The following is a 26,912-nucleotide window of genomic DNA, read 5'->3' on the forward strand; positions in this document are numbered from 1 at the left end:
GGGCGCGTTCGCGTGGGTGACCTGCTGGGCTTCGTCCTGAGCGGGCTGGTCTCGGGCGCGCTGTACGCGCTGCTCGCGACCGGGCTCGTACTCTCGTACTCCGCCTCCGGGCTCTTCAACTTCGCGCACGGCGCCACCGCCTATCTCTGCGCGCTGGCGTTCTACGAGCTCCACTCCGGCTTCGGCTGGCCTGCCGTCCCCACCGCCCTGCTCCTGGTGTGCGTGGTCGCGCCCGGGCTCGGGTGGGGACTGGACCGGCTGATGTTCCGCAAGCTCGCGGGTGTCGGCGAGACGGCGCAGATCGTGGCGACGATCGGTCTGCTCGTCGCCCTGCCGGCGGCCGGGCTGTGGGCGGTGGAGCTGCTGGAACGGGCCGGGGCGCCGGTCCTGCCCGCCGAGAACCAGTTCGGGCTGCCGGGCGTCGGACCGAGCCCGGCGGAGTCCTGGCAGCTCCTGGACAGCGTCGGCATCGACTCCGACCAGCTCATCACCTGGGTCGCGACGGCCCTCGCCGCCGCCGGTCTGTGGGTGCTGATGCGGCACACCCGGCTCGGGCTGCTGCTGCGTGCGGCCGTCGACAACCGCTCGCTGACCGAACTGCGCGGCATCAGCGCGGACCGGCTGTCCTCGATCGCCTGGATGCTGTCCTCGGGCCTCGCCGGGCTCGCCGGGGTCCTCGCCACCCCGCTCCTGGGGTTGTCGGCCCACGACTACACCCTGTTCCTGTTCGTCTCGGCGACGGCGGCGGTGCTCGGGCGGTTCCTCTCCGTGCCGCTCGCCTTCGCGGGCGGGCTCGGGCTCGGGGTGCTGCAGAACCTGGTGGCCGGCTACTCCTCGTTCGCCGACGACATCACCGGCTTCCGCACCGCCGTGCCCTTCCTCATCCTCTTCGCCGGGCTCGTCGTGCTCGCGCGGCGACGGCGGGCCGCGGGCACGGCGGCGGCGGACCCGCCGCCGGTCGACTATCTGGCCGGGAAGGGCCGGCGGCGCCGCTGGGGCGCGTGGGTGGTGGGCGGCGCGCTGCTCGGTACGGCGTTCTACACCGTCACGACGCCCTTCTGGAGCGGGATCCTGGCCCAGGGGCTCGCCGTCGGGCTCGTGTTCATGTCGTTCACGGTGGTGACCGGTCTCGGGGCGATGGTCTCGCTGGCCCAGGCGACGTTCGTGACCGGCGCCGCCCTGGTCGCGGGGCTGCTGATGAGCCACGGCTGGCCGTTCGTCGCGGCGGCGGCGATCGGCACGGTCGCGGCGGCGCTCCTCGGCGCGGTGGTGGCGTTGCCCGCGCTCCGGCTCGGCGGACGGTCCCTCGCGCTCGCCACGCTGGCCCTCGCGTTCCTGGCGGACCAGGTGCTGTTCCAGCTGGGATGGCTGCGCAACGGCGACACCGGGTGGGAGATCCCCCGCCCGGTCGTCGGTCCGGTGGACCTGGGCGACGACCGGGCGCTCGGGCTCGCGCTCGTGCTGCTCTGCGGAGCGGTGGTGGCCCTGCTGACCTGGCTGCGCGGCTCCCGGTGGGGCCGGGCGATCCTGGCGGTGCGGTCGGCGCCGGAGGCGGCCGCCGCGTCGGGCGTCTCGGTGGTACGGACGAAGCTTCTGCTCTTCACGGTGTCGGCGGGGCTCGCGGGGTTCGGCGGCGTACTGCTGGCCTCGTACAGCACGCGGATCACGGCGACGGACTTCACGGCGATGACGGGCCTGGTGTGGCTGGCCGTCGTGGTCGCGGCGGGGGTGCGGCGCCCGCAGTTCGCGGTGGTGGCGGGCCTGGTCTTCGCGGTGGTCCCGCACCTGATGGCCACGTACGTGACGGAGTCCGCGCACCTGCCGGTGATCCTCTTCGGCCTCGCGGGCCTCGCCCTGGCGAACGACCCGGACGGCTACTGCGCGGCCTGGCCGTCCCGGCGGGCGGCCCGGGCGGCACGACGGCCCGGCTCGGCGGAGGCGGAGGCTGCGCTGCCGGGCGGACCGGGGGTGGCGGGGGTGCCGGGCGTGGCGGGGGTGCCGGGCGTGGCGGGGGTGCCGGGCGGACCGGGCGGACCGGGCGGGCCCGGGTCAGCGGCCGGGGCGATTCCGGAGCAGGCACCCGATCCCGTACGGGAGGAGATCGCGGGGCCGATACGGGAGGACGCCGCGGGACCCGTACGGGATGAGGCCTCAGGGCCGGTACGGGTGCGGGCGCGGGCGCCGGAGGCCGGCGCAGGGGCCGGGACCGGTTCCGGACCCGCAGCCACCACCGCCACCACCCCCGCGTTGGAACTGCGGGGCGTGTACGCCGGGTACGGGGGTGCGGGCGTGCTGCGCGGGGCGGATCTCGCGGTGCGCGGGGGCGAGGCGCTCGTGCTGCTCGGGCCCAACGGGGCCGGGAAGTCCACGCTGTGCCGCGTGGCGGCGGGCCTGCTGCGGCCCGCCCAGGGACTGGTACGCGTCCGGGGCGAGGACGCCACCGGGGACACGGCCGTCGCGCGGGCGCGGCGCGGCGTGCGACTCGCGCCCGAGGGGAGGGGGATCTTCGCCGGGCTCTCCATCGAGGAGAACCTGGCCCTTCACCTGCCGGCCGCCGAGGACCGCGACGCCGTCTACGCCCGCTTCCCGGTGCTCGCCGCCCGCCGGTCCGTCGCCGCCGGATCCCTGTCGGGCGGGGAGCAGCAGCTGCTCGCGCTCGCGCCGCTCCTCCAGCACCCGCCGGAGGTCCTGGTCGCCGACGAGCCCTCGCTCGGTCTCGCGCCCCGGGTGGTGGACGAGGTCTTCCGCCTCCTCTCGGAGCTCCGCGCGCACGGGACCGCGCTGGTCCTGGTGGAGGAGAAGGCGGCCGAGGTGCTCGCCCTCGCCGACACCGTCGCGTACCTCGCCCAGGGCGAGACCGCATGGTCGGGGCCGAGGTCCGAGGTGGATCAGGACCGGCTCGCCGAGGCCTACCTGGGGACGGGAGTCCGCCGATGACCGCCGCCATGCTCCGTGCGAGCGGGATCGACGTCCGCTTCGGCGGCGTCCACGCCCTGCGCGACGTGACTCTCGACGTCCGGCCGGGCGAGGTCTGCGGCCTCATCGGGCCCAACGGCGCCGGCAAGACGACGCTCTTCGACGTCCTGTCCGGGATCCGCAGGCCGGACGCCGGCGGGATCACGTACGCGGGGGCGGACATCACCCGCCGCTCCCCCGTCTGGCGGGCCCGGCACGGCATCCGCCGCACCTTTCAACGCCAGCAGCTCTTCGGGCAGTTGACGGTGACGGACAACCTGGTCGTGGCCCAGGACTGGCGGGGCGGTCCGCGCCGGGGCGCACGCCACCGGGAGCGGGCGGCCGCCGTGCTCCACGAGTGCGGGCTCGACGCGCTCGCCGGCGCGTACGCGGGCGCCCTGCCCGTCGGGCAGGCCCGCATGGTCGAACTCGCCCGGGCCCTCGCCGATCCGCCCCGGGTCCTGCTGCTGGACGAGCCCGCGTCCGGGACGACCGCCGAGGAGCGACGCCAACTGGCCGCCGTCATCCGTCACATGGCGGACGAGGAGAACTGCGCGGTGCTGCTGGTCGAGCACAACGTGGCCTTCGTGATGGAGCTGTGCGCGCGGGTCGTCGTGCTCGACCTCGGCCGGGTCCTCGCCGAGGGGACGGCGGCCGAGGTACGGGCCGATCCGGCCGTACGGGAGGCGTACCTGGGCACGGCGCCGGGCGGAGCGGCCACCGGGTGAGCCGCCTCCGGGCGCTTCGGTGCCCAGGCAAAGCCGCCTCCGGGCGCTTCGGTGCCCAGGCAAGCCGCCTCCGGGGGCCCGAGTGCGCACGACACCCCGGTCTCGGGGAATGAGATCGTCCCTGAGAGTGTTGACGCCGCGAGTACCACCCCCCGACACGTAAGGATCGACCGCACGTGAGCACGGACAACAAGGTCCCTTCCCTCACCCTGAACAACGGCGTCGAGATGCCGCAGCTCGGCTTCGGTGTCTGGCAGGTGCCGGACGACGAGGCGACCCGGGCGGTGTCGACCGCCCTGGAGGCGGGCTACCGCTCGATCGACACGGCCGCGATCTACGAGAACGAGACGGGCACCGGCCGGGCGATCGCCGCGTCCGACGTTCCCCGTGAGGACCTGTTCGTCACCACCAAGCTGTGGAACAGCGAGCAGGGCCACGACTCGACGCTGCGCGCCTTCGACGCCTCCCTGGAGAAGCTGGGCCTCGACTACGTGGATCTGTACCTGATCCACTGGCCGGTGCCGGCGAAGGACGCCTATGTCGACACCTACCGGGCGTTCGAGAAGATCCTGGCCGACGGCCGGGCGAAGGCGATCGGTGTCTCCAACTTCCTTCCGGAGCACCTGGAGCGACTGATCGGCGAGACGTCGGTCGTCCCCGCCGTCAACCAGATCGAGCTGCACCCGCATCTGCAGCAGCACGCCTCCCGCGAGGCGCACGCCCGGCACGGCATCGCGACCGAGGCCTGGTCGCCGCTGGGCCAGGGCAAGGGGCTCCTCGACGTTCCGGCGATCGTCGCCGTCGCGCAGAAGCACGGCCGCACCCCGGCCCAGGTCGTGCTGCGCTGGCACCTTCAGACGGGGAACGTGGTCATCCCGAAGTCGGTGACCCCGTCCCGTATCCGCGAGAACATCGACGTCTTCGGCTTCACGCTGGACGACGAGGACATGGCGGCCATCGCGGTCCTCGACGAGAACCGGCGGCTGGGTCCGAACCCGGCCGAGTTCAACGTCGGCGCCTGAGCGGACGCGAGACGAAGGTGGGCGCCGGAAGACCGGCGCCCACCTTCCGCGTCGTGCGACCAGAAGGTGGACGGCCAGGCGCTCAGGCGGTCAGACGCTCAGGCGGTCAGGCGGTCAGACGCTCAGGCGGTCAGGCGGTCAGACAGTCAGGCGGTCAGACAGTCAGGCGGTCAGACGCTCACGCGGTCAGACAGTCAGGCGGACGGTCAGACGGTCAGGACCAGCTTGCCGCGCGTGCGGCCCGACTCGCCGAGTTCGTGCGCCTTGGCCGCCTCCGCCAGCGGCAGGACCGTGTCGACCTCCGGCCGCAGCCTGCCCGACGCCACCAGCTCGGCGAGGCCCAGCAGACCGGCGTAGTCCGGCTCGACGAGCGTGAAGCCGGTACGGATGCCCCGCTCGGGCGCCGGTACGGTGTCGGGCCCGGGCAGCGTCACCAGCGCGCCGCCGTCGCGCAGCACGGGCAGCGAGCGCGTGCTGTAGTCGCCGCCGTAGCAGTCGAGGACGACGTCCACGTCCCGTACGGCCTCGGCGAAGTCGGTCGTCGTGTAGTCGATCGGCTCGTCCACGCCGAGGGAGCGCAGGAAGTCGTGCTTGGCGGCGCTCGCCGTGCCGATGACGTACGCGCCGCGCGCCTTGGCGATCTGCACGGCGAGGTGGCCGACGCCCCCGGCCGCCGCGTGGACCAGGACCCGCTGGCCGCCGCGCAGGCCTGCGGTCTCGACGAGCGCCTGCCAGGCGGTCAGCCCGGCGAGGGGCAGCGCCGCGGCCTCCACGTGGGTGAGTGCGGCGGGCTTGCGGGCGAAGTGACGGGCCGGCGCGGCGACGTACTCCGCGTAGCCGCCCGCCTGCCGCGGGAACTGCGGCATCCCGAAGACCTCGTCACCGGGCGCGTAGAGGGTGACGCCGAGGCCGACGGCCTCGACGACGCCGGAGACGTCGTAGCCGAGGATCGGGGTCTCGCCCCACTGGCCGAAGCCGCCGGTGGCGCGGGACTTCCAGTCGACGGGGTTGATGCCGGCCGCGTGGACCCGGACGAGGATCTCGGTCGGACCCGGCTCGGGCCGGGCGGCCCGGGTCTCGGTGAGGACCTCCGGGCCGCCCCACTCGGTGGCGGTGATCGCACGCATGGTGACGGGGGCTGCGGTGGCGGTGTCGTTCATGAAGGGGGCTCCTGGTTCCGGTGCTTCCTGGTGACACCAGACTCCGGCCCCGGGACGCCGAGCGGTACTGGCCGGATAGCCATGATGTGACAGAATCTGGCCATGACCTCCTGCGTGTCACCCCCACCGGCGCCACGGCCGGCGGCCCTGCCGCCGGTCCACCGCGTCGCCGTGCTCGCCCTGGACGGGGTGATCCCGTTCGAGCTGGGCATCCCGGCCCGGATCCTCGGCGGGGCGCACACCGAGGACGGGTGGCCCCTCTACGACGTACGCGTGTGCACCCTCGACGGCGGCCCGGTCCGCACCTCCGACGGTTTCTCGATCGTCGTCGAGCACGGGCCCGAGGAACTGGCCACGGCGGACACCGTCGTCGTGCCGCCCACGCACGAGCTGCGGGCCCTCGCCGACGACGGCAGCCTGGCCGGCACGGTGGGCGGCGCGCTGGCGCGGATCAGGCCCGGCGCGCGGGTGGTGTCCATCTGCACCGGAGCGTACGCGCTCGCGGCGGCCGGGCTCCTCGACGGACGGCCGGCCACCACGCACTGGTGGGAGGCCGCCCACTTCCGGTCGCTCTTCCCCGAGGTCCGGCTCGACGAGGACGTGCTCTTCGTGGACGACGGGGACGTCCTGACCTCGGCGGGCGCGGCGGCCGGGGTGGACCTCTGCCTGCACCTGGTACGGCGGGACCACGGCAGCGCCACCGCCAACGCGGTGGCGCGGCGCTGTGTCGTCCCGCCGTGGCGGGACGGCGGCCAGGCCCAGTACATCGAGCGTCCGGTCCCGGAGCCGACGACGGCCACCACCGCCCCCACCCGCGCGTGGGCACTGGAACGCCTGGAGCGGCCGCTGACCCTGACCGAGCTGGCGGACCACGCGCGCATGAGCGTACGGACCTTCACGCGCAGGTTCCGGGACGAGGCGGGGACGACGCCCGGACAGTGGCTGACCGCCCAACGGGTCGAGCTGGCCAAGCAGTTGCTGGAGACCAGCGATCTGTCGGTGGACCACATCGCGGACCGGGCCGGGTTCGGCAGCGGGAACTCGCTGCGCCAGCACATGCGCGCCCTGGTCGGCATCTCCCCGGCCGCCTACCGGCGCGCTTTCCATCGGACGTCCGGAGAACTTACGGTCGTGGAGATCACGGTCAAGGAAAAGGAGTTCGCCCAGTGAGCGGTTCGAGCGGTTCACCCACTCCGGTCCACGAGGGTCTCTACCGGGTCCGGAACGTGGCCAGCGGGCTGCTCCTGGAGGTGTACCAAGGGTCGAGCCGCAGCGGCGCCAACGTCCAGCAGGGCAAGGAGAACGGCACGCCGGGCCAGCACTGGCACATCATCCCCGTGGAGAACGGCGGCGGCCTGCACCACCTGGTGAACGCGGCGAGCGGCAAGCGGCTCGACGTGGCGAACGCCTCCACGGAGAACGGCGCCAACATCCAGCAGTGGAAGGCGAACAACTTCGGCGCGCAGGAGTGGATCATCGAGCAGGACCTGGAGTCTCCCGGCACGGTCGCACTGGTGAGCTTCATCAGCGGGCTGCTGCTGGAGGTCGAGGAAGGCTCGATGGACGACGGCGGGAACGTACGGCAGTGGGAGGACACCGACTCCCCCTCCCAGTGGTGGCAGTTGGAGCCGGTGACCTGACCCACCGGGGCGGCTGAACGGTCGGGCCCCGCTGACCCGCCGTGTCGCAGCCCCGGCGCGTGTGCCACTGACCCGCCGTGTGCCGCAGCCCCGCCGCGCGCCGCCGACCTGCCGCCTCGCCGCGTGCCGCTCAGCCCTTGCGGGCGGTGTGGACCGTGGAGGCGGAGAGCATGAAGAGGTCCGAACGCCGGTGCACGGAGAGCGGGTCCGCCGGGTCGAGCAGCCGGGCGAGGCTCGCCCGGTCGTCGGCGTCGAGCCGCTCGTCGAGCGGGTCCCGCAGCCGCGTGAAGTGGGCGACGATCTGCTCGCGGACGACGACGGGGACCGGCGCCGGGATGTCCGTGAGGAAGGTGCGGGTGCCGCTGGGGGTGAGGCCGGTGGAGGCGAGCAGCGCCCGCCAGTCGTCCGCCTCGTCCTTGCTGTCCGGGAGTTCGGCCCGCATCCGGGCGAACCAGTCGGCGTGCGCGGCCTCGATCCTGGTCTCCAGGCCGGGTCGGCCGAAGCCGATGTTCGCGGGCAGGTGGCGGGCGTAGAGGCCGCCCTCGACGAGGGCGATCAGACCGCCGGGCCGCAGCAGCCCGGCGAAGGAGGCGAGGGCGCCGCGCTGGTCGCCGATGTGGTGCGTGGAGTTGCCGGCCCAGATCAGGTCGGCCTCGCCCAAGGCCTCGAAGTCCGCGGGGAGTTCGGCGTGCAGTGTGGCGACGCGGCCGCCCAGACCCTGGGCCTCGGCGCGAGCGCGGGCCCGCTCCAGGAGTTCCGGCGCCCCGTCCACGGCGACGACCTCGGCGAACGGGAAGGCCTCGGCGAGCAGCGTGGTGATCACCCCGGGGCCGCTGCCGACGTCGAGGGCCCGGCGGACCCCCGCGGCCGGCACGAGTTCGCCGAGCCAGGCGGCGGCCCGGGTGTAGAGGGGGCTGTGGGTCTCGGCCTGACGCTCCAGGAGCGGCGCCATCGCGGCCCAGTCGAGGGGGGTGGCGTGGTGCCGGTGGCCGTCGTGGTGCTCGCGGTCGTGGTCGTGGTCGTGTGTCATGGTGACAGCGTGCGGGGAGCACGCGAGAAACGCGAGAAATGTTGCCGTTCCGGCAAAGGGGTTCACTCCCGCCGGCGGAACTCCTGCGGGCTGACCCCCCCGCACCCGCTTGAACGCGGCGCTGAGCGCGAAGGCGCTGCTGTAGCCGACCTGGCGGGCCACCGCCTCGACCGTGGCGTCCGTCTGCCGCAGCAGGTCGGCGGCGCGGGCGAGCCGCCAGCCGGTGAGGTACGCCATCGGCGGCTCGCCGACCAGCTCGGCGAACCGCCGGGCCAGCCCGGCGCGCGAGACGCCCGCCTTCGCGGCGAGCGAGGAGACCGTCCAGGGGTGGGCCGGGTCGTCCTGGAGGAGGCGCAGGGCGCGGCCGACGACGGGGTCGGCCATGGCGCGGTACCAGCCGGGGGCCTGGGCGCCGGGGCGGGAGAACCAGGCGCGGACGGCGGCGATGAGGAGCAGGTCGAGGACCCGGTCGAGGACGACGCTCTGGCCGGGTTCGTCGCGGGAGATCTCCTCGTCGAGGAACGGCATGAGCGGGCAGTTCCACACGTCGGCGGGCAGGTGCAGCAGGTGCGGCAGGGCGTCGAGGAGGCTCCGGCTCACCTCGCCGCCCAGCTGGTAGGTGCCGACGAGGACGGTGTTCGTGCCGTCGAGCGCGTTGCCCCAGGTCCGTACCCCCAGGTGCATGGACTGGGCGAGCGGCTCCCCGCTCAGGGTGGAGCAGGCGCCGCCGGGGCCGATCCGCGCGCGGGGCGGGGCGTCGGGCGCGTCCGCGACGGTGTACGGCTCCGGGCCGCGCACGATCGCGATGTCGCCGGGGCGGAGCAGGACGGGGTCTCCCCGGTCGGGGACGATCCAGGCCTCGCCCTCGGTGACGCACATCAGGCAGAGCGGCGCGTGGTCCTCGATCCGCACGGCCCACGGCGCATCCATGATCATCCGGAGCAGGAAGGCGCCTTTGGCCCGTGGCCCGTCGAGGAGTCCGGCGAGAGCGTCCATGGCCACAGGGTATGCGGGGGCCGAAGCGAGGCGTAGACGCACGCGTATGGGAGTGAGTCCGTGGAGCATGGGAAGCGCGGCCGGATCCCGCGAACCTTGCACCATGACGACGAACGAGAGCACCCACACGAACACCGACGCGACCGACGCCACCGGCTCGACCGGCTCGACCGGCTCGACCGGCTCGACCGGCTCGACCACGACCGCGCGGACGGTCCTGGTGACGAGCGCGACCGGCAAGACGGGCCGACGGGTCGCCGAGCGGCTGACCGCCCGGGGCGCGACCGTCAGGGCGGGCTCCCGGTCCGGTACGACGCCCTTCGACTGGGAGGCCGTGTCCACCTGGGCCCCCGCGCTCCGGGGCGTGGACCACGCGTACGTGAACTACTACCCGGACCTCGCCGCACCCGGCGCCATCGAGGCGATGCGCGCCTTCGGCGCACTCGCCGCGGCGAACGGGGTGCGGCGGCTGACGCTGCTGTCGGGGCGCGGCGAGCCGCAGGCGGTCCACGCGGAGGAGGCGCTGCGGGCGGCCCTCGCCGGCTCCGGCGCCGAACTGAGCGTCGTACGGGCCGCGTTCTTCGCGCAGAACTTCAGCGAAGGGGTGCTGGCCGAGGGCGTCGCCGAGGGCGCCCTGCCCTTCCCGGCGGGCGGGACGGCCGAGCCGTTCATCGACGTCGACGACCTGGCGGACGTGATCGTGGAGACGCTGGTCCAGGACGGCCAGGCGGGGCTGGTGCACGAGGTGACGGGCCCCCGGCTGCTGACCTTCGCGGAGGCGGCCGCTGCCATGTCCGCCGCCTCGGGCCGCGAGGTCACCTATCTGCCGATGGACGAGGCGGCGTACGCCGCCCTGCTCCAGGAGTTCGGGCTTCCCGAGGCGGAGGCGCTGTGGCTCTCGGAACTCTTCACCATGCTGCTCGACGGGCACAACGCCGCCGTGACGGACGGGGTGAAGCGGGTCCTGGGCCGCGAGCCGCGCGACTTCAGGGAGTTCGCGGACCGGGCGTTCGGGGCGAGGAGGGCGTAGCTCCGTACCGGGCCGCCAGCCGGTGGACGGTCTCCGTGAGGCGGTAGCGGAGCTCCGCCGGTTCCAGGACCTCCACCTCCGCCCCCAGGGCGAGGAACGCGTCGTGGGCGTGGGCGAGCGTCTCGATCGGGAGGGTGGCGCGGAGCCGGCCGTCCGGCTCGGGCACGCCGGTATCTCGGCCGACACCGCCCGCTGGGAGCAGGCGTTCGCGCCGCCCGGCCGGGAGTGGGTGACGAACTGGGTGATGGAGTTCAGTCCCCGGTGACACCGCGGCGGAACGCCACGAGGGGGTAGGCCGGGTCGGCACGGGGCCGGTCCTGATCCGGGAGTGCGGCGAGCTCGGCGACGAGCCGGTCCGTCGTCGCCTCGGCGCCGTCGAACCACGAGGCGTAGTACCCGCGTCGCAGTTTCTCCGCCGTGCGGCGCGGGGTGGCGCCCTGGCCGTGGCCGGTGAAGCGGGTGGCGCCCGCCGGGACGAGACCGTGGGCGCCGGCGGTCGCGGTGATCCGGTCGTGCCGGTCGCGGGCCCGTCCGTGGGAGCGGTACGGGGCGAGGACGCGGTCGATGTCGCTGCCGACGTCGTGGGCCGCGTCCTTGTCGACGGTGGCGATGAACACCCCGCCGGGGCGCAGCACCCGGGCCGCCTCGGCGACGATCTCGGCGGCGAACGGGACCAGGTGGAGCAGCCAGACCGCGCTGACGGCGTCGACGCGGCCGTCCGGCAGGGGCAGCGCGCGGGCGTCGGCGAGCACGACCCCGCCCGGGACGCGTTCCACGGCCTTGCGGGCCATGGCGGGCGCGGCGTCGGCGCCGTACACGCGCAGCCCCGGGCGGGTCAGCCGCCCGGTGACGAGGCCGGTGCCGCAGGCCAGGTCGAGGAGCGTGCGGGCGCCGGCCGGGACGAGGCGCAGGACGGCCGAGGCGGCCGCCTCGGCGCGCGGCACCCCGCCGCGCGTCTCGTCGTAGCGGTCCGCTTCGGCGTCGTAGTCGAGCACGGTGTCCCCCATGCGGGGAGACCCTAGTCGCCGGGTCGGGCCGCTCCGTGGCCGGGGGCGATGTCCTCGATGCGGGCGGCCAGTTCGACGTCCTTCTCGGTGACCGCGGGTCCGGCGGAGTGGGTGTTCACGGAGACCGCGACGGTGTTGTAACCGAGCGTCAGGTCGGAGTGGTGGTTCAGCTCCTGCTGGATCTGCGCGACGTGGACGACCATCGCGGTGGCCGCGAAGTGGTCGTCGAGACGGTAGGTGCGGGTGATCCGGTCGTCCTGAAGGGACCACCCGGGGAGCTCGCGCAACCGGTCCTCGATCTCCTTCTGCGACAGCGGCTCTGGGGCCATGTCCGTACTCCCTCCGGTCGGGTTCGCTGACCGTGACGATACGGTCCCGGGGACTCGATACCCGGGCCGACACCTGGGATAGCGTCGGGGCATGACATCGGTCGGGACGGGCAGGGCGACGGGCAGGGCGACGGGCTCCGAGGTGGGCACCGCGGTGGGGCCGCTGCTGCGCGGCTGGCGCGAGGAGCGGCGGCTGAGCCAGCTGGAGCTGGCGCTGCGGGCCGATTCCTCGGCCCGGCACATCTCCTTCATCGAGACGGGCAGGTCGCGGCCGAGCGAGCAGATGATCCTGCGCCTCGCGGAGCACCTGGACGTGCCCGTGCGGGAGCGGAACGCGCTGCTGCTCGCCGCCGGTTACGCCCCGCGCTACCGGGAGTCGACGCTCGACGACCCGCAGCTGGAGACCCTGCGCGAGGGCATCGCGCAGCTGCTGCGGGGGTACGACCCGTATCCGGCGCTCGTCGTGGACGGCGCGTACACGGTGGTGGCGGCGAACGAGAGCATCGGGATGCTGCTGGCCGGGCTGCCGGAGCACCTGCTCACCCCGCCTCTGAACGCGATGCGCATCACCCTGCACCCGGAGGGGCTCGCGCCCCGGATCCGGAACCTGCGGGAGTGGCGGGGTCATCTGCTGGCGCAGATGGAGCGGCAGATCGCGCTGTCCCGCTCGCAGCCGCTGCGCGCGCTGTACGAGGAGGTGGCGGCCTACCCGCTGCCGGAGGGCGGCGCGGCGGACCCGGACGACCGGGAGGACCCGGAGCCGTATCCGTACTTCGCGCTGCCGCTGCGGATCGAGCACGACGGCCGGGTCCTGTCGTTCGTGTCGTCGATCTCGACGTTCAACACCCCGATGGACGTGACCGTCGCCGAGCTGGCCATCGAGACGCTGCTCCCGGCCGACCCGGAGACGGTCGCGTACCTCCGGTCGTTCAGGGCCTAGTGGCCGCCCGCAGGGCGGACCACTGCAGGGCGGCGAACCCACCGACGGTGGCGGCCTGGACGAGGGTCCACACCACGCCGGCGGTGGTGGGCTCCAGCCAGGCGACGAGCGCGACGACGCTGAGCACGGTCCAGAGGACGTTGATGTCGACGACGAGCTTGACGCCGAGGGCCGGGGGCTCGGCGCGGCGCGCCACCCAGGCGACGCCCACCGCGTACACGGCGAGGAAGACGCCCAGTTCGAGGAGGACCGCCGGGTCGACGCCGAAGAGTTCGCCGAGCGGCCCGGAGGCGGCGAGGTAGGCGAGCCCGTTGGCCCCGGTGACGACGGCGTCGAGCGCGAGGAACCGGCGCACCGCGGACTGCGGCCGGGTGGTGCGGGAGAGACCGGCGAGCAGGGCCTGGGACATGGTGGATCAGCCTCCATCGGGGACGTTTCTGCTGGTCGTGACACCGGGGCTCGGCCGGAGTGCGCCGGCCGAGTCCCGGTGACCCCCACGATGCCGCGACGCCCGGCACGGGTCGATTACGTCCGGGGTAAGGGGAGGGCGTGAGCCTGTCCGCACGGGGCCTGCCCGCTCCGCCGACGTCCCGTCAGTACGCGGCGTCGCGGTGCTGGATGTAGGCGCGCAGCCGGGTCGTGTCGGCCGCCGTCCAGCCCTTCGGCGGGGCCACGGCCGCCCAGCCGTCCACGGCGCCGGCGCCGTAGCGATGGCCGTGCGGGGCCTGCACTCCGTACGAGACGGCCATGTCGATCGAGGTCTGCCAGAAGGCGACGAACGGGAACCAGTCGATCTCGGGCGTGATGTCCGGGCCGAGCGGGTCGCCCAGCCACTCGGGCCGCTCCAGGAGGAGGTCCGGCGACCACCAGACGACCGGGTCCGAGGCGTTCTGCAGATAGACCGCGCGGGGGAACTGCCAGCGGGCGGGAGGCCGGGCGAGGTCCGCCGCCGGGAACTGGGCGAAGCGCACCCGCGCCCCGCCCTCGTACTGCGGACGCCACACCGGGCTGCCGGGGTCCCGGTCGCGGCGGATCCGCTGCGACGTCGGGGAGAAGTTCGGGGTGCCGAGCAGCAGGGCCCCGTCGGTGCGGGCGAGCAGGTCGTCGGGGCCGTCGAAGGAGGCCTCCACGGCGTACGCCCCGAGACTCTCGCCGGTGACCAGGAACCGGGGCCGCCGCTCGGCGGGGAGCGCGTCGATCCTGGCGCGCACGGCCTGGACGAGTGCCCGGGTGGCCTGGCCGGCCTTCTCCTTGTCGACGAGGAAGGAGACCCAGCTCGGCAGGTACGAGTACTGCACGGCGACGATCGCGGTGTCGCCCCGGTACATGAACTCCAGCGGCTCGGCCACGTTCGGGTCGACCCAGCCGGTGCCGGTGGTGCCGGCGACGACGAGGACCTGGCGGTCGAAGGCGCCGGTGCGCTCCAGTTCGCGTACGGCGAGGCGGGCCTGGGCCGCGAAGGGGCGCTCGTCGGTGAAGGCGGCCGGCAGCGCCGAGGGTATGTAGACGCGGACCGGGTCCTCGGCGGGGGCGCCACTCACGGCGGTGACCTGGGCCCGGGTGGGGACCGAGCCGGTGAAGTTGCGGCCCTGGTAGCCGAGGTCCCGCCAGGGGATGAGGGAGCCGGGACCGCCGGAGACGTACCGCGAGAGGGGCCGGTGAATGCCGTCCTTCGTCCCGTCGTTGGTCGCCTCGGCGATCCGGTCGGCGATGTCGACGATCCCCCGGTCGAAGACCACGTCCCGGACGCCGACGAGGACGGCGAGGGCGGAGAGCAGCGCCCCGACGGCGAAGGCGGCGGGCCGGGGCAGGAGCCGGCCGAGCAGCCGGATCAGCCGGGCGGAGCCGAGCCGGACGGTCCGGGCGACGAGGAGCAGCGCGAGCAGGAGCCCGAGCGTCATCAGCGCGATCATCGGCGTGTGCCAGGTGAGGGCGGGCTCCAGGCCCTGCAGGACCCGGAGCTGACGCTGCATCCGGGCGCTCTCGGAGATCAGCCACACCGACAGGACCGGGGTGCTCAGCCAGTACGCCTGCCAGCACCGGGCCCGCACGCGCTCACCGGGTCGGCGGGGCACGAGCGCCCGGAACAGCCAGGCGGCCGAGGAGCCGAGCGCGTACCCGATGACGGCGGTGATGCCGCCGACGACGCCCTGGAGGTACCAGGGGCGCGGGACGAGCGAGGGGGTGAGGGAGGCCCAGAAGAAGAGCGTGGCGGCGCAGAGGGCGGTCAGGTCGGGCCAGCGGCGGATCAGGTACGAGGGGTCGGGGCGGTCCCAGTAGGGGCGGCGCGCGAGGGCCGGGAGCCGTCCGCCGAGTGCCCTGAGCCGGTCGGCGGGCGCGGTGGGGCGGTCGGCGGGCGTGGTGGGGCGGTCGGCGGGCGTGGTGGGGCGGTCGGCGGGCGTGGTGGGGCGGTCGGCGGGCGTGGTGGGGCGGTCGGCGGGGCCGGCGGACCGATCGGTGGTGGGGTGCCGGTCGGTCGAGGTCATCGGGTCAGCCTCGTCCACCGCGCACGGCCCGCGCAACCGGTCCGCCGGCACTGCCTCGGGGGCCGGAGACGACCTAGGCGCGTTCCTCCCGGGCCGGGCCGGGGGCGGGCTCGGCCGTGCGGGCCGGGGACCGTTCCGGTTCGGCGGGCGCGCCGCGTTCGGCGCGGGCGGCCTCGGCGCGCAGCAGGGCGCGCAGGACGGCGAAGGGGTCGACGGGCATGGGTACTCCTTGCGGTGGGGGGTGGTGTGCCGGGAGAGGTACGGGCCTCTCAGCAGCGCATCACCACGCACCGCAGGGCGTCGCCGTGGGGACGGAGCGCGGGCGGGGAGCCGGGGGCGGCGGCGGACGGGGCATCGCCCGGGGCTTGGCCCGCGTCACGGGGGCGGACGCCCGTGCGCCGGGCGCGCAGCCGCCCGGGGGCGGCGGCCGTGCCCTCGGCGACTTCGTACGTCTCACTGCCGGGGTCGGGCGGCGACTGGCTCGTGGACAGCGGCGGCCTGGCCTCCGCACCCGTCGGTCCGACGGCGCCGGCGCCCACGCCGAGCAGCGCGGCGAGCACGAGCGTCAGGACGAGCAGGGCACGCCGCGCCGCGCCCGCCGGAGCGGCGGGCGCGGGGTGGGGCGTGCTGCCGGGGCTCATGGACATGCGTACTGCCCCAAGACACGCCCGACGTGCCGAGAAGGGCGGCGGATCCGCCCGGGCGGCCTACGCCGGCACGCCCGAATTCACGCGCTCGGCGGCGCCGTCGGAGGAGGGCACTCGGGCCGGGGCCGGGTCCGAGTCCCCAGCGGGGCCCGAGTCCGGGGCCGGGACCGAGTCCGGGGCCGAGTCCCCAGCGGGGCCCGAGTCCAGGGCGGGGGCCGAGACCGAGGCCGGATCCGAGACCGAGGCCGAGTCCGGGGCCGCTCCCGCCCCGGTCCGTCGTGCCGTGCGGGCCGACATCCAGGCGTGGACGAGCACGCCCGCGAAGAGGAACAGGACGCCCTGGTAGACGGCCGCGTGGCCGGAGCCCGCCACCAGCCACATGGAGAAGCCGAACGCGGCGGCGGCCAGGACGCCGTCGCGGATCAGCCGGGCGCGGTCGACGCGGTCGGAGCGGCCGGAGAGCAGGAAGTAGATCTGCGCGGCGGTGGACAGCAGGTACGGGACGGTGGCGGTGAAGGTGGTGACGAGGACCAGGACCTCGAAGACGCCCTCGGTGCCGAGCGTGTAGTTGTAGACCGTCAGGAGCGAGGCGAGGACGACGGTCACGAGGACGCCGACCGTCGGCACGCCCCGCCGCTTGCGGGCGAAGACCTGCGGGAAGAGCCCGTCGCGGGCGGCGGCGTACGGGGTCTGGGCGCTGAGCAGCGTCCAGCCGTTGAGCGCGCCGACCATGGAGACCAGGGCCATGCAGGCGATGGCGACGCCGCCCCACGAGCCGCCGAACATCGCGTTGACGGCGTCCGAGAAGGGCGCGGAGGACTCCACGAGCCGGTCGTGGGCGACGGTGCCGAAGACGGCGACGGTGCCGAGGAGGTAGATCGCGGCGGCGCCCAGGGTGCCGAGGACGGTCGCGCGGCCGACGTTGCGCCGGGGATCGCGCACCTCGCCCGCGCTGACGGCGGCCGACTCGACGCCCAGGTAGCTGAAGAGCAGGATCGCGGCGGAGGCGGAGACCGCGCCGAGCGCGTCGCCGTCGCCCGCCCGGAAGGGCCCGAGGTTGGCGCTGTCGAAGAAGAACAGGCCACCGACGGCGACCAGGAGCAGCGGGACGAACTTCAGGACCGTCGCGATCAGCTGCACCGCGCCGACGTAACGGGTGCCGGCGAGGTTGGCGAGGGCCGGCAGCCACTGGAGGGTCAGCGCGGCGGCGATGGTGGCGAGCTTCGACTCGTGGACCGGGATCAGGACGTCGAGGTAGCCGACGGCGGCCACGGCGAGGGCGGCGTTCGAGACCCAGGCGGTGATCCAGTACGACCAGGCCGCCAGGAAGCCGGCGAAGTCGCCGAAGGCCGCGCGGGCGTAGACGTACGGGCCGCCGGTCTGCGGGTGGCGGTGGGCGAGCCGGCCGAAGACGAGGGCGAGGGCGATCGCGCCGAGGGTGAGGATGCCGAAGGCGACCAGGCTGATGGTGCCGAAGGGGGCGACGGAGGCGGGGAGCAGGAAGATCCCGCCGCCGATGATGTTGCCCATGACCAGGGCGGTGGCGATCGGGAGTCCGAACCGGCGGGCGTGCCTGCTCTCCTCGGTGGACGCGGACGGGTCGGGGGTGGCCGTGCTCATGGGGGGTGGTGCGCCTCTCGTCGTGCAAACCCGACCATGGTCCGGGAGGTGAGACGCCCCGCCAAATCAGCTCTTTTTCTCCGGTACGACCGGCCCGTCAACCGGAAGAAGCTCTTCCGTTTCACTCGTGGACGGGGAATTCTCCAGGGGCACCTGCGGGCCCGCGCACTCCCGCAGCCAGCGCCGCAGCACCTGGTGGACCTGTTCGGCGCCCACCAGCTCGGCCCCGTCCGCGACCGGCTCCGAGAGGTCCACCGGCGACAGCAGGAAGGCGTGGGCCTGCTCGCCGCCGAGGCCGCCGTGCGAGCCGATCTGCTCCTCGAAGGCGTGCACGTTCCCGGTCGCCGGGTCGTACATCGAGTTGACCATGATGTCGGCGACGTGCCGGAAGCCGTCCGTGCGCCGGACCGCTTCCGCCGCGCCCCGCCCGAAGACCGCGAGGGGGCCGTCGTCGGCGAGCTCGGCGACCGGCACCTCCGCCCCGGCCCGCCCCAGCACGACCGACCCGTGCTCCTCGCTCGCGACCAGCAGGAAGCCGATGCCCGGATGGTTGGCGAGGGTGTGCAGCAGAGCGGGGTGGCGGCGGTCGATCTCCTCGCGGGTCATCCGGTGCGGCACTCCGGGGAAGGACACCAGACCCAGGTTCCCGGAGGCCAGCACGACGGGGTCGGACGCCTCCCCCATCTGCTCGCCGACCTCGTCCACCGGCCGGTGCAGCGCGTTGCGCAGCGCGTCCCGGGCCGCGTCCCGCGCCTCCGAGCCGCTGCGGGTCCGCCGGACCCGGCGCGACACGGGCAGCCCGCAGCCGGCCCGTACGAGATCCCGCAGGGTCAGCCCGTAGGCGCCCTCGAAGGTCTCGCCGGGGCTCTGGCCGTGGTCGGAAAGGAGCACGATCCGGTACGGGCGGGGCGCGTGCTCGGCGACCTTGGCGAGCAGCGCGACCGACCGGTCGAGCCGGGCCAGCACCCGGTCGGTGTCGTGGCTGTGCGGCCCGGAGTGGTGCGCCACCTCGTCGTACGCGACCAGGTCGGCGTAGACGGCGGTCCGTCCGGCCAGCAGGTCGCCGATCACCGCGGCCACCACCACGTCCCGCTCGACGACGGTGGCGAAGGCCCGTACGAAGGGATAGGTGCCGCCGCGCGACACCCTCCGCGTCTCCTTGCGCAGCCGTGCCCGGATCGACTGGGCCACCTCGCGGACGGTCTCGGCGACGAAGGAGCCCGCGGTGCGGACGGCGTTGGCGGGGTCGGAGAAGTACGCGAAGTACCCGGCGCGGGAGCGGTTGCTCCGGCCTCTGCGGGCGGCCATCGACAGGACCAGGGCGAGCTGGTCGGCGCCGCCGCTGAAGAGGTTGCCGCGCGAGGCCCCGTCGACGGTGAGCAGCCCGCCGTCGCCGGTGCGGGCGATGGCGCGGCGCTGGAGCTCGACGGCGCTCGCGGGCCGGTTGGAGACCATCAGCCGGCCGGTGTCCTTCTCGTACCAGCGGAAGGCGGGCACGTCCTCGTTGGAGCCGTGCAGGATGCCGAGCTGGCTGGCGCCGGTCTGGCTGGACCAGTCGGTGCGCCAGGGGGTGAGCCGGTGGCTGGTGTCGAGCCAGCCGGCGACGGTCGGCATCAGCCCGTCGGCGACCGCGTCGCGGAGCACCCGGTGCCCGACGCCGTCGAGTTGCAGGAAGAGCGTCCCCGGCACGCTCCGCGGTCCTCCGGTCACGGCGGCCCGGGGCCGCTTGCGGTCCGCGAGCCGGTAGAGGCGGCGGCGGTAGGCGTCGTCGTCGCGGACCGCGAGGGCGGTGGAGGTGGCCGAGGCGACGGCCGACATGACGGCGGCGACCACGACGGCCGTCGAGGGGTCGGCGGCGCCGCGCCCGTCGGGGACCAGCCAGAGCGCGATGAGCAGCAGCGAGCCGTTGAGGAAGAACACCAACAGGCCGAGGACCAGGGCCGGTACGAGCAGCAGCGCGCGGACGACGACGGGCCAGACCAGCGCGCTCAGCAGACCGAACGCGCCCGCGCCCCACACGGCGGTGAGGGCGGTGCGGGTGATGCTGTCGCCGTCGGCGAGCTGGAGTTGGAAGTCGGGCAGCAGTCCGGCCAGGGCGAGCATGGTCAGCGTGGACACCGCCCAGACCACGATCACCCGCACCAGGGCGCTGCCCGCCGTCCGCCAGCGCCCGCCGGTACGCCATCGCCCGCCACCCACGCCTGGTTCACCTTTCACCCGTCACCTGCCTCAAGCGTGGCACATCACCCAGGTGAGGCGGGGCGGGGCGGTCCCCGGGGCGGGACCGGGTCAGCAACCGTCGTAGCCGGCCGTGGGCATGGAGAGCCTGCGGTGGACGTCGGCCTTGGCGGCGGAGTCGTAGGACGGCTCGTCGAGACCCGCGGTCTCCAGCCGTACGCCGCGCCGCTCGCACTCGGCACGGAAGCCGGCCACGTCGGTCAACGCCCGTGTCAGCACGCGTTCGTTGGGGGCGACGAAGAGGTCGGCCTGCCCGGCCTCCACGTCCACCCAGAGCGCGTCGTGGTCCGGCCGGATCCCGTAGAAGAGCAGGTGTCTGGTCACGACATAGCCCTTGTCCCGGGCCCAGCGGGCACACATGGCGTGCTGGCTGCGTGTGTCGACCAGGAAGGGGTCGCTGTCGAGTTCCTCGAGCGGGGTGAGGCTGGCGATCGCCGCCACCCGAACGTCGTCCATGGACCGACCCTACTCCGAACCCGGACGCCCGAGGAGGCCGCGTCCCGGCGGCGGGCGCGGGCTTCACGGCGGCGCAGACCAGCCGCAGGTGTGGCAGATCTTCCAGCCGTCCTGGGTGACGGCCAGGACGCCCCCGCAGCGCGGACACCGCGCCGAACGACAGGTCGTCCCTCTCGTGCTCACCGCGACTCCCATCCCCTCGCTGACGGATGGCTACCCCCTCGTCCCACCGTAGACGCCCCGCGTCACCCGCTCCGGACATCTACCCTCGTGACCAGTGGAGTACCGAGGGACGCCGGAGTACCGAACGGAAGGCGGCGGGACGGTGGAGGTCACCTGGTGGGGTCATGCCACCTGCACGGTCGAGGACTCGGGGGTCAGGTTCCTCACCGATCCGCTCTTCGCCCGCAGGCTGGCGCATCTGCGGCGGCGGCGCGGCGCGGCGCCACCGCCCGAGGCCGCGCGCGCCGACGCGGTGCTCGTCTCCCATCTGCACGCCGACCATCTCCACCTGCCCTCGCTGGCCCGGCTCGCGCCCGGCACCCGGCTCGTGGTGCCGCGCGGCGCGCCCGCCGCCGTACCGGGGCTGCGTCGGCTGGGCGGGCGCGGGCTGCGGCTGACGGAGGTCGGCCCGGGCGACACGGTGACGGTGGAGGGCGTGCGGGTACGGGCCGTCCCGGCGCTGCACGACGGGCGGCGGCTGCCGGTGGGGCCGCACCGCTCCCCCGCGCTCGGGTATGTCGTCGAGGGCGAGGCGCGGACGTACTTCGCCGGTGACACCGGGCTCTTCGACGGCATGGCGGAGGAGGTCGGCCCGGTGGACGTGGCGCTGCTTCCGGTCGGCGGCTGGGGGCCGTACCTGGGGCACGGTCATCTCGACGCGGGCCGGGCGGCCCAGGCGCTCGCGGCGCTCTCCCCGGCGGCGGCGGTGCCGGTGCACTACGGCACGTACTGGCCGATCGGGATGGACGCGGTGCGGCCGCACGAGTTCCACGCGCCGGGCGAGGAGTTCGTCCGGCAGGCGGCGCGGCTCGCGCCGAAGGTGGCGGTGCACCTGCTGGCTCACGGTGCGCGGGTGCGGCCCGAGGTCGCCCGGTGATCCATGGCCTGATGGGGGTGGCCGGGGATCTGCCGACGGCGCCGACGCAGCAGGCGGGGTACCCCTCGCTGTTCCTGCTCGTGGCCCTCGGCTCGCTGGTGCCCGTGGTGCCGACCGGGGCGATCGTCAGCTCGGCGGCCGTCGTCGCCTTCCACCAGGCGGCTCCGCTCGCCCTGCTCCTCGTCTTCCTGGTGGCCGCCTTCGCCGCGCTGCTGGGGGACATCGCGCTGTACTGGCTGGGGCGGCGCGGGGTCCGTTCGAAGAACGGCTCGCGGTGGCTGGAGGTGCTGCGCCGACGGGCCGCGCCCGACCGGCTCGCGCAGGCGCAGGAGAAGCTGGAGACGCATCAGGTGTCGGTGCTGGTGCTGTCCCGTCTGGTGCCGGCCGGGCGGATCCCGGTGATGCTGGCGTGCCTCCTCGCGGAGGTGCCGCTGCGGCGGTTCGTGCGCGGGGACGTGTGGGCGTGCCTGGCCTGGGCGGCGACGTACCAGCTGATCGGGATCCTGGGCGGCTCGCTCTTCCCGGAGCCCTGGCAGGGCGTGGTGGCGGCGGTGGGCCTGGCACTCCTGATCAGTGCGGCTCCGGCGCTGTGGCGCCGGGTCCGGGGGGAGGGCCGCGGCGGGCGGGCGGGCCGGTCAGGGGGCGAGCACGCGTGAGCCGCCGACCGGGAGGTCCCAGAGGTTCTCGCGGGGCAGCCCGGCCCGCTCCCAGGCGGCCCTGACGCGGGTGAGGGGTTCGAGGACCGGCTCGGAGGAGAGCACGAACGTCGCCCAGTGCATGGGGGCCATCCGGCGCGCCCCGAGGTCCTGGAAGGCGCGGACCGCCTCCTCGGGGTCGGTGTGGACGTCGCTGAGCCACCAGCGGGGTTCGTAGGCGCCGATCGGGAGCAGTGCGAGGTCGATGCCGGGGTGGCGGGCGCCGATCTCGGCGAACCAGTGGCCGTAGCCGGTGTCGCCGGCGAAGTACACCTGGCGGCCGGCTCCGTCGGGTCTGTCGGTGCCGCCGACGCCGCCCGCCCGGTCGGTGAGGATCCAGCCGCCCCAGAGGGAGCGACAGGTGTCGAGGAGGGTCCGCTTGGACCAGTGGTGTGCGGGGACGAACTCGAAGCGCACGCGGTCGAGTTCGGCCGCCTCCCACCAGTCGAGCTCGGTGACGCGGCTGAAGCGGCGGCGGGTGAACCAGCGGCCGAGTCCGGCGGGGACGAAGACCGGGGTGTCCTTGGGCAGCCGCTTGAGGGTCGGCGCGTCGAGGTGGTCGAAGTGGTTGTGGCTGATGACGACGGCGTCCACCGGCGGCAGGTCCTCCCAGCGGACTCCGACGGGCGTGACCCGGGCGGGGGTGCCGAAGATGCGGCGGGACCAGACGGGGTCGGTGAGGACGGCGAGGCCGCCGAGGCGGAGGATCCAGCTGGCGTGCCCCGCCCAGGTGACGGCGAGGGTGTCGGGTCCGGCGTCGGGCAGCGGGCCGGGCGCGAAGGGCAGCAGCGGGATGTCGCGCAGGCCGTCGGCGCCGGGGCGCACGGCCCCCTCGCGGGCGAGCCGGGCCATGGCGCGGACGCCGGGCAGCGGGGCGGTGAGGCGGTCGACGAAGGAGCGGGGCCAGTCGGTCCTGGTCCGGCCGATGGGCTGGAGGACGGGCGACGGGGCGGGGGCGGTCCGGCCGTCGCGTACGGGGTGCGGGGCCTGCGTCGGCCGTGCCGTCTGTTCCGTCATCTGCGGGCTCCGTTTCCACGCGGTTCGTCGGGACGGTCTCGAGGGCGTCGGCGGGAGGGACGGTGGGCGTTCGGGCGGCGGCCCGGCCGACGTTCCTCCGCGGTCACCGGAGTTCCTCCAGGGCTGCGCCGAACGCGCTCAACGCGCGTGCCACGTGCGGAAGTCGCACCGGGTCGGCGGAGGCGAGGGACTCCGTCCGTTCCTCCTCGTCGGCGCCGAGGAAGGCGCCGGTGTCGAACTGCACGCGCAGGGCGCCGAGTTCGTCGCCGAAGCGGTGCCCACCGGGGACGGGCGTGCCGAGGCGCCGGCCGAGGTGGTTCTCCAGCTCCATGGAGTCGGTGACGCCCCGTGCGGCGAGCCCGGCCCGCAGCGGCCCGAGGTCCGCGTAGAGGTGGCGGCCCGCCTGGGGCGGCCGGGCGAGGCCGCCGGCGGTGAGCACCGTCCGGTGGACGGCGGCGGCGACGTGCCCGTGCAGGGTGGCGGCGCGGGCCGCCCGTACGGTGACGTCCTCCGGCTCGTCGAGGGCGTGCGCGGCGGCGGGGGCGATCGGCCCCGCGACGAAGGCGCCGAGCGCGGTGAGGACGTCGAGGGTGCGGGCGCGGGGGTCGGTGTAGCGGTCGGCCCGGTCGGGTCCGGTGGGTGGGAAGCGGGCCACGGCGCAGGGCCAGGCGGGCGGGGTGAGGGCGGCCGCCAGGTCGTGCAGGACGGTGACGTCGTCGGGGCACATCTCGGCGGGGCTCACCAGGACGGTGTCGGCGCGCCGGTGCAGGGTGTCGCGCCAGGTCTCGTCGCTGATGATGTGCAGGCCCTCGGCGACGGCGGCCTCGCAGGCCTCGCGGACCAGTTCGGGCGGGGCGACGGTGGCGGTGGGGTCGTCGGCGACGGAGAGCAGCAGCAGGCGGGGGTGGCCGCCCTCGGCGCGGACCCGGCGGACGGTTTCGAGCAGGGCGTACGGGTCGGGGACGCCGCCGCACTCGGCGGGGGTGGGCACGTGGTAGGCGGGGCGGCCCAGGAGCCGGGCCTGCGGGGTCCACCAGGCCGGGCAGGGCCGGGGCATCAGGATGTCGCCGCCGTGGGCGGCGATCAGGGCCAGCAGGAGCGGGCGGGCGCCGGGGGCGGCGACCACGTCCTCGGCGTGGGTGCGCAGGCCGCGCCGCCACCAGTAGCCGCTCGCCGCCTCGCGGAGCACGGGCCCGCCGCCGGGGGGCTCGACCGCGCTGCGGTCGGCGGCGGCGGCGAGGATCGCGGCCAGTCCGGGCAGCACGGGCAGGCCGGGCTCCGGGGCGGGTGGTCCGTAGCTCACCGGGCCACGCCCTTCGGGGGCCGTCCGCCGCATCCTCCGCACCTCCCGGAACACCGGCCGCCGCCCCGCACGGCGCCTCCCTGCCTTTATACGAAGGTTGGCCGCGCTTCGCCGCTCCAGCGGTGCGGCGGCCGCGCCTCCGGTACGGGGTTCCGGGGCGTGGTGCTCGGCGGGTCCGCCCGCCGTCCGGGGCCCGTCCGGCCAGGGCCGTCCGGGTGAACGGGCCGGGGTGGGCGCGCCCCGGAGGGGGCGTCCCGTGACCGGCTCAGCGGACCAGGACGCGTTCCAGCATCAGTTCGACCGCCGAGACGATCGCGTCCGCGTCGATCCCCGCTTCGTGGAGCTGTTCCTCCGGGGTCGCGGAGCCGGGCATGGAGCGGACGGCGAGCCGGGCCAGCCGCGGCATCCCGCCGTGGCCGTTGGCGAACGCCTCGGCGACCGCGTCGCCGATCCCGCCCTCCGGGCGGTGGTCCTCCACGGTCAGGACGCAGCCGGTGGTCCCGGCGGCCCGGTCGAGGGTGGCGGTGTCGACGGGCTTGACCGAGTACAGGTCGATGACCCGGACCGGCATGCCCTCGCTCTCCAGACGGTCGGCGGCCTTCAGGGCCTCGTGGACGGTGACCCCCGCGGCGACGATCGTCGCCCGGTCGTCCTCTCCGTGGTCGCGGAGCACCTTGCTCCCGCCGACCGGGAACTCCTCGTCCGGGCCGTACAGCACGGGCGACGCGCCACGCGTGGTGCGCAGATAGCGGACCCCGTCCAGGTCGGCCATGGTCGCGACGAGCCGGGCCGTCTGGTGGGCGTCGCACGGGTAGAGGACGGTGGAGCCGTGCACGGCCCGCATCATGGCGAGGTCCTCCAGGCCCATCTGGCTCGGCCCGTCCTGGCCGATCGAGACGCCCGCGTGCGAGCCGACGAGGTTGATCCCGGCCCGACTGACGGCCGCCATCCGGATGAAGTCGTAGGCGCGGGTGAGGAAGGCGGCGAAGGTCGAGGCGTACGGGACGTAGCCGCGCGCCTGGAGGCCGACGGCGGCCCCGACGAGCTGCTGTTCCGCGATCCAGCACTCGAAGTAGCGGTCGGGGTGCGCCTTCGCGAACTTCTCGGTGCGGGTGGAGTCGCTCACCTCGCCGTCGAGCGCGACGACGTCGCCGCGTGCCTCCCCGAGGGCGGCGAGGGCGGCTCCGTAGGCGTCACGGGTCGGGACCTCCTCCCCCAGCTCGTAGCGGGGAAGCTCCGGCGGGCCGCCGCGCTCCGGGCGGGGCGGGAGTGCGGCGGGCGGCTCGGTGACCTGGACCCGCAGATCGCTGTAGCCGCCGAGTTCGGCGATGGCCGCGTCGGCGTCCTTGAGGGGCTTGCCGTGCATGCCCTCGCGGTTCTCGACGGCGGCCACGCCGCGGCCCTTGCGGGTGGCGGCGAGCACGGCGGTGGGCCGGCCCACGGTCGCGCGGGCCTCGCGCAGGGCCTGGTCGACGGCCTCGACGTCGTGCCCGTCGATCCGTACGGTGTGCCAGCCGAAGGCCTCCAGGCGTTCCGCGTAGGCGCCCAGGTCGTGCTGGTGGCGGGTGGGGCCACGCTGGCCGAGCCGGTTGACGTCGACGATCAGGGTGAGGTTGTCGAGGTGGTTGTACGAGGCGTGCTCGGCGGCCTCCCAGATCGACCCCTCGGCCATCTCGCTGTCTCCGCAGACCACCCAGACCTGGTACGGGACGCGGTCGAGGAACTTCCCCGCGAGCGCCATGCCGACGCCGATGGGCAGTCCCTGGCCGAGCGAGCCGGTGGCGACGTCGACCCAGGGCAGCCGGGGCGTGGGGTGGCCCTCCAGGAGGCTGCCCGCGCGACGGAAGGTCAGCAGCTCGCGGTCACCGACGACGCCCGCGGCCCGGTACATGGCGTAGAGCAGCGGTGAGGCGTGCCCCTTGGAGAGGACGAGCCGGTCGTTGCCCGGATGGTCGGGGCGGTCGAAGTCGTAGCGGAGGTGACCGGCGAGGAGGACGGCGCCGATCTCGGCGGCCGACATGGAAGAGGTGGCGTGGCCCGACCCGGCGGCGTCGGTGGCGCGTACGGCGTCGACGCGCAGCTGCCGGGCGAGCGAGGACATCGTTTCGTACTGCATCGAGATCCTTCCTCCACGGGCCCGCGCGCTGGGGCGACGAGCGGACGTGTACGGCGGGGCGTCTTGCCCGGTTCGACCGGGGGCGTCGCCCGGTCCCTGCCCGGATCCGGGCGACGCACCCGCGCGGAACCAGAGCCGAAGCGGTGCCGCCGCCGACGGCGACGACCGTGTGCCCCTGGCTTCCTACCGCCCGGGTACCCAGGCCACCGGCCCGTATGCCCGCCGCCTTCCGGCCGGGCGGACGGACGCGACCCGGCTCGCGCGACCGGGCGGGCGTCCGCCGACGCCGGTTCGCCCACGCCCCGCGCTCGCGACGCTCCTCGTCGCGTGGTCCGTATGGCGAGATACCCGTCTCACCATGCGTCGGTCGGGCGTAGCGTTGCCCTACCCATCCATAC

24 protein-coding genes and 1 pseudogene are annotated in these 26,912 nt (G+C 74.9%); 9 read left to right on the forward strand and 16 right to left on the reverse strand.

Going from position 1 to position 26,912, the window contains the following annotated elements; translation table 11 throughout:
* The first annotated feature begins 12 nt into the window (after window positions 1-12).
* The 3 genes from ACIPPS_RS10180 (at window position 13) to ACIPPS_RS10190 (ending at window position 4,705) form a co-directional block, all read left to right on the forward strand.
* On the forward strand, window positions 13-2,937 hold the full coding sequence (locus ACIPPS_RS10180) for an ATP-binding cassette domain-containing protein (protein ID WP_401429137.1): 2,925 nt from the start codon (window positions 13-15) through the stop codon (window positions 2,935-2,937).
* Complete coding sequence (locus tag ACIPPS_RS10185) at window positions 2,934-3,683, forward strand: ABC transporter ATP-binding protein (RefSeq protein WP_401429139.1); 750 nt, start codon at window positions 2,934-2,936, stop codon at window positions 3,681-3,683. Before ACIPPS_RS10180 ends, ACIPPS_RS10185 begins: the two co-directional genes overlap by 4 nt.
* A gap of 227 nt (window positions 3,684-3,910) precedes the next feature.
* Window positions 3,911-4,705 carry an aldo/keto reductase gene (locus ACIPPS_RS10190; RefSeq protein ID WP_401429576.1) on the forward strand — a complete coding sequence of 265 codons (795 nt, stop codon included), beginning with the start codon at window positions 3,911-3,913 and terminating at the stop codon, window positions 4,703-4,705.
* A gap of 206 nt (window positions 4,706-4,911) precedes the next feature.
* Here ACIPPS_RS10190 and ACIPPS_RS10195 read toward each other — a convergent pair whose 3' ends face one another.
* On the reverse strand, window positions 4,912-5,865 hold the full coding sequence (locus ACIPPS_RS10195; RefSeq protein ID WP_401429141.1) for an NADP-dependent oxidoreductase: 954 nt from the start codon (window positions 5,863-5,865) through the stop codon (window positions 4,912-4,914).
* Between the two features lie 102 nt (window positions 5,866-5,967).
* On the opposite strand from ACIPPS_RS10195, the gene ACIPPS_RS10200 reads away from it, so the two are divergent.
* Together ACIPPS_RS10200 and ACIPPS_RS10205 are read left to right on the forward strand one after the other, a co-directional pair.
* Window positions 5,968-7,035 carry a GlxA family transcriptional regulator gene (locus tag ACIPPS_RS10200; protein ID WP_401429143.1) on the forward strand — a complete coding sequence of 356 codons (1,068 nt, stop codon included), beginning with the start codon at window positions 5,968-5,970 and terminating at the stop codon, window positions 7,033-7,035.
* The gene (locus ACIPPS_RS10205; RefSeq protein ID WP_401429145.1) at window positions 7,032-7,505 is read left to right on the forward strand and encodes an RICIN domain-containing protein; all 474 of its coding nucleotides are present in this window, start codon (window positions 7,032-7,034) and stop codon (window positions 7,503-7,505) included. The genes ACIPPS_RS10200 and ACIPPS_RS10205 overlap by 4 nt, the downstream gene beginning before the upstream one ends.
* Before the next feature lie 130 nt (window positions 7,506-7,635).
* Here ACIPPS_RS10205 and ACIPPS_RS10210 read toward each other — a convergent pair whose 3' ends face one another.
* Both ACIPPS_RS10210 and ACIPPS_RS10215 read right to left on the reverse strand, forming a co-directional pair.
* Window positions 7,636-8,535 (reverse strand): class I SAM-dependent methyltransferase, encoded by a 900-nt coding sequence (locus tag ACIPPS_RS10210; protein WP_401429147.1) that lies wholly within the window; start codon window positions 8,533-8,535, stop codon window positions 7,636-7,638.
* A gap of 62 nt (window positions 8,536-8,597) precedes the next feature.
* Window positions 8,598-9,531 (reverse strand): annotated as a pseudogene (locus tag ACIPPS_RS10215) (cupin domain-containing protein).
* Between the two features lie 103 nt (window positions 9,532-9,634).
* Here ACIPPS_RS10215 and ACIPPS_RS10220 point away from each other — a divergent pair.
* Window positions 9,635-10,561 carry an NmrA family transcriptional regulator gene (locus ACIPPS_RS10220; RefSeq protein ID WP_401429149.1) on the forward strand — a complete coding sequence of 309 codons (927 nt, stop codon included), beginning with the start codon at window positions 9,635-9,637 and terminating at the stop codon, window positions 10,559-10,561.
* Here ACIPPS_RS10220 and ACIPPS_RS10225 read toward each other — a convergent pair.
* The 3 genes from ACIPPS_RS10225 to ACIPPS_RS10235 form a co-directional block, all read right to left on the reverse strand.
* Window positions 10,518-10,727 carry a WYL domain-containing protein gene (locus tag ACIPPS_RS10225; RefSeq protein WP_401429151.1) on the reverse strand — a complete coding sequence of 70 codons (210 nt, stop codon included), beginning with the start codon at window positions 10,725-10,727 and terminating at the stop codon, window positions 10,518-10,520. The genes ACIPPS_RS10220 and ACIPPS_RS10225 overlap by 44 nt on opposite strands.
* Before the next feature lie 85 nt (window positions 10,728-10,812).
* Window positions 10,813-11,556: a class I SAM-dependent methyltransferase gene (locus ACIPPS_RS10230; protein ID WP_401429579.1), complete on the reverse strand. Its 744-nt coding sequence runs from the start codon at window positions 11,554-11,556 to the stop codon at window positions 10,813-10,815.
* A gap of 23 nt (window positions 11,557-11,579) precedes the next feature.
* A complete protein-coding gene (locus tag ACIPPS_RS10235; protein ID WP_401429154.1) occupies window positions 11,580-11,897 on the reverse strand; it encodes a 4a-hydroxytetrahydrobiopterin dehydratase in 318 nt (105 codons plus the stop codon).
* A 91-nt stretch (window positions 11,898-11,988) separates the two neighbouring features.
* Here ACIPPS_RS10235 and ACIPPS_RS10240 point away from each other — a divergent pair, with 91 nt between their 5' ends.
* A complete protein-coding gene (locus tag ACIPPS_RS10240; protein ID WP_401429156.1) occupies window positions 11,989-12,837 on the forward strand; it encodes a helix-turn-helix domain-containing protein in 849 nt (282 codons plus the stop codon).
* On the opposite strand, the gene ACIPPS_RS10245 is transcribed toward ACIPPS_RS10240, so the two are convergent.
* From ACIPPS_RS10245 to ACIPPS_RS10275, 7 genes are all read right to left on the reverse strand, one after another.
* On the reverse strand, window positions 12,827-13,246 hold the full coding sequence (locus ACIPPS_RS10245; protein WP_401429159.1) for a hypothetical protein: 420 nt from the start codon (window positions 13,244-13,246) through the stop codon (window positions 12,827-12,829). The two genes, ACIPPS_RS10240 and ACIPPS_RS10245, sit on opposite strands and share 11 nt — an antisense overlap.
* Before the next feature lie 184 nt (window positions 13,247-13,430).
* The gene (locus ACIPPS_RS10250; protein WP_401429161.1) at window positions 13,431-15,323 is read right to left on the reverse strand and encodes an alpha/beta hydrolase; all 1,893 of its coding nucleotides are present in this window, start codon (window positions 15,321-15,323) and stop codon (window positions 13,431-13,433) included.
* Between the two features lie 73 nt (window positions 15,324-15,396).
* Window positions 15,397-15,543 carry a hypothetical protein gene (locus ACIPPS_RS10255; protein WP_401429163.1) on the reverse strand — a complete coding sequence of 49 codons (147 nt, stop codon included), beginning with the start codon at window positions 15,541-15,543 and terminating at the stop codon, window positions 15,397-15,399.
* Between the two features lie 49 nt (window positions 15,544-15,592).
* Window positions 15,593-15,970, reverse strand: coding sequence for a hypothetical protein (locus tag ACIPPS_RS10260; protein ID WP_401429165.1), 378 nt, complete (start codon window positions 15,968-15,970; stop codon window positions 15,593-15,595).
* A gap of 60 nt (window positions 15,971-16,030) precedes the next feature.
* The gene (locus tag ACIPPS_RS10265) at window positions 16,031-17,590 is read right to left on the reverse strand and encodes an amino acid permease (RefSeq protein ID WP_401429167.1); all 1,560 of its coding nucleotides are present in this window, start codon (window positions 17,588-17,590) and stop codon (window positions 16,031-16,033) included.
* Between the two features lie 66 nt (window positions 17,591-17,656).
* A complete protein-coding gene (locus ACIPPS_RS10270) occupies window positions 17,657-19,789 on the reverse strand; it encodes a phage holin family protein (protein WP_401429169.1) in 2,133 nt (710 codons plus the stop codon).
* Between the two features lie 90 nt (window positions 19,790-19,879).
* The gene (locus tag ACIPPS_RS10275; protein ID WP_401429171.1) at window positions 19,880-20,284 is read right to left on the reverse strand and encodes a recombinase family protein; all 405 of its coding nucleotides are present in this window, start codon (window positions 20,282-20,284) and stop codon (window positions 19,880-19,882) included.
* Window positions 20,285-20,609: 325 nt separating this feature from the next.
* Here ACIPPS_RS10275 and ACIPPS_RS10280 point away from each other — a divergent pair, with 325 nt between their 5' ends.
* Entirely contained in the window at window positions 20,610-21,383 is a 774-nt protein-coding gene (locus ACIPPS_RS10280) for an MBL fold metallo-hydrolase (protein ID WP_401429581.1), read from the forward strand.
* An 11-nt stretch (window positions 21,384-21,394) separates the two neighbouring features.
* Window positions 21,395-22,039, forward strand: a complete 645-nt coding sequence (locus tag ACIPPS_RS10285; protein ID WP_401429583.1) for a DedA family protein — start codon at window positions 21,395-21,397, stop codon at window positions 22,037-22,039.
* On the opposite strand, the gene ACIPPS_RS10290 is transcribed toward ACIPPS_RS10285, so the two are convergent.
* The 3 genes from ACIPPS_RS10290 to ACIPPS_RS10300 all read right to left on the reverse strand — a co-directional run bounded on the left by ACIPPS_RS10290 (window position 22,019) and on the right by ACIPPS_RS10300 (window position 26,514).
* Window positions 22,019-23,095, reverse strand: coding sequence for an MBL fold metallo-hydrolase (locus ACIPPS_RS10290; RefSeq protein WP_401429173.1), 1,077 nt, complete (start codon window positions 23,093-23,095; stop codon window positions 22,019-22,021). The two genes, ACIPPS_RS10285 and ACIPPS_RS10290, sit on opposite strands and share 21 nt — an antisense overlap.
* Window positions 23,096-23,198: 103 nt before the next feature.
* A complete protein-coding gene (locus ACIPPS_RS10295; RefSeq protein WP_401429176.1) occupies window positions 23,199-24,431 on the reverse strand; it encodes an aminotransferase class I/II-fold pyridoxal phosphate-dependent enzyme in 1,233 nt (410 codons plus the stop codon).
* A 232-nt stretch (window positions 24,432-24,663) separates the two neighbouring features.
* Window positions 24,664-26,514: a transketolase gene (locus ACIPPS_RS10300; protein ID WP_401429178.1), complete on the reverse strand. Its 1,851-nt coding sequence runs from the start codon at window positions 26,512-26,514 to the stop codon at window positions 24,664-24,666.
* Window positions 26,515-26,912 lie beyond the last annotated feature (398 nt).

The sequence above is a fragment of the Streptomyces sp. NPDC090127 genome (genome assembly GCF_044746945.1).
Lineage (GTDB): Bacteria > Actinomycetota > Actinomycetes > Streptomycetales > Streptomycetaceae > Streptomyces.

Excerpts from the sequence above, each read along its gene's own strand:
- ACIPPS_RS10185 (WP_401429139.1), top strand. The coding sequence starts at position 2,934 with ATGACCGCCGCCATGCTCCGTGCGAGCGGGATCGACGTCCGCTTCGGC.
- ACIPPS_RS10240 (WP_401429156.1), top strand. The coding sequence starts at position 11,989 with ATGACATCGGTCGGGACGGGCAGGGCGACGGGCAGGGCGACGGGCTCC.
- ACIPPS_RS10295 (WP_401429176.1), bottom strand. The coding sequence starts at position 24,431 with ATGCGGCGGACGGCCCCCGAAGGGCGTGGCCCGGTGAGCTACGGACCA.
- ACIPPS_RS10300 (WP_401429178.1), bottom strand. The coding sequence starts at position 26,514 with ATGCAGTACGAAACGATGTCCTCGCTCGCCCGGCAGCTGCGCGTCGAC.
- ACIPPS_RS10235 (WP_401429154.1), bottom strand. The coding sequence starts at position 11,897 with ATGGCCCCAGAGCCGCTGTCGCAGAAGGAGATCGAGGACCGGTTGCGC.
- ACIPPS_RS10275 (WP_401429171.1), bottom strand. The coding sequence starts at position 20,284 with ATGGACGACGTTCGGGTGGCGGCGATCGCCAGCCTCACCCCGCTCGAG.
- ACIPPS_RS10210 (WP_401429147.1), bottom strand. The coding sequence starts at position 8,535 with ATGACACACGACCACGACCACGACCGCGAGCACCACGACGGCCACCGG.
- ACIPPS_RS10190 (WP_401429576.1), top strand. The coding sequence starts at position 3,911 with ATGCCGCAGCTCGGCTTCGGTGTCTGGCAGGTGCCGGACGACGAGGCG.
- ACIPPS_RS10265 (WP_401429167.1), bottom strand. The coding sequence starts at position 17,590 with ATGAGCACGGCCACCCCCGACCCGTCCGCGTCCACCGAGGAGAGCAGG.
- ACIPPS_RS10255 (WP_401429163.1), bottom strand. The coding sequence starts at position 15,543 with ATGCCCGTCGACCCCTTCGCCGTCCTGCGCGCCCTGCTGCGCGCCGAG.
- ACIPPS_RS10285 (WP_401429583.1), top strand. The coding sequence starts at position 21,395 with ATGGGGGTGGCCGGGGATCTGCCGACGGCGCCGACGCAGCAGGCGGGG.
- ACIPPS_RS10250 (WP_401429161.1), bottom strand. The coding sequence starts at position 15,323 with ATGACCTCGACCGACCGGCACCCCACCACCGATCGGTCCGCCGGCCCC.
- ACIPPS_RS10245 (WP_401429159.1), bottom strand. The coding sequence starts at position 13,246 with ATGTCCCAGGCCCTGCTCGCCGGTCTCTCCCGCACCACCCGGCCGCAG.
- ACIPPS_RS10200 (WP_401429143.1), top strand. The coding sequence starts at position 5,968 with ATGACCTCCTGCGTGTCACCCCCACCGGCGCCACGGCCGGCGGCCCTG.
- ACIPPS_RS10260 (WP_401429165.1), bottom strand. The coding sequence starts at position 15,970 with ATGTCCATGAGCCCCGGCAGCACGCCCCACCCCGCGCCCGCCGCTCCG.
- ACIPPS_RS10220 (WP_401429149.1), top strand. The coding sequence starts at position 9,635 with ATGACGACGAACGAGAGCACCCACACGAACACCGACGCGACCGACGCC.
- ACIPPS_RS10290 (WP_401429173.1), bottom strand. The coding sequence starts at position 23,095 with ATGACGGAACAGACGGCACGGCCGACGCAGGCCCCGCACCCCGTACGC.
- ACIPPS_RS10195 (WP_401429141.1), bottom strand. The coding sequence starts at position 5,865 with ATGAACGACACCGCCACCGCAGCCCCCGTCACCATGCGTGCGATCACC.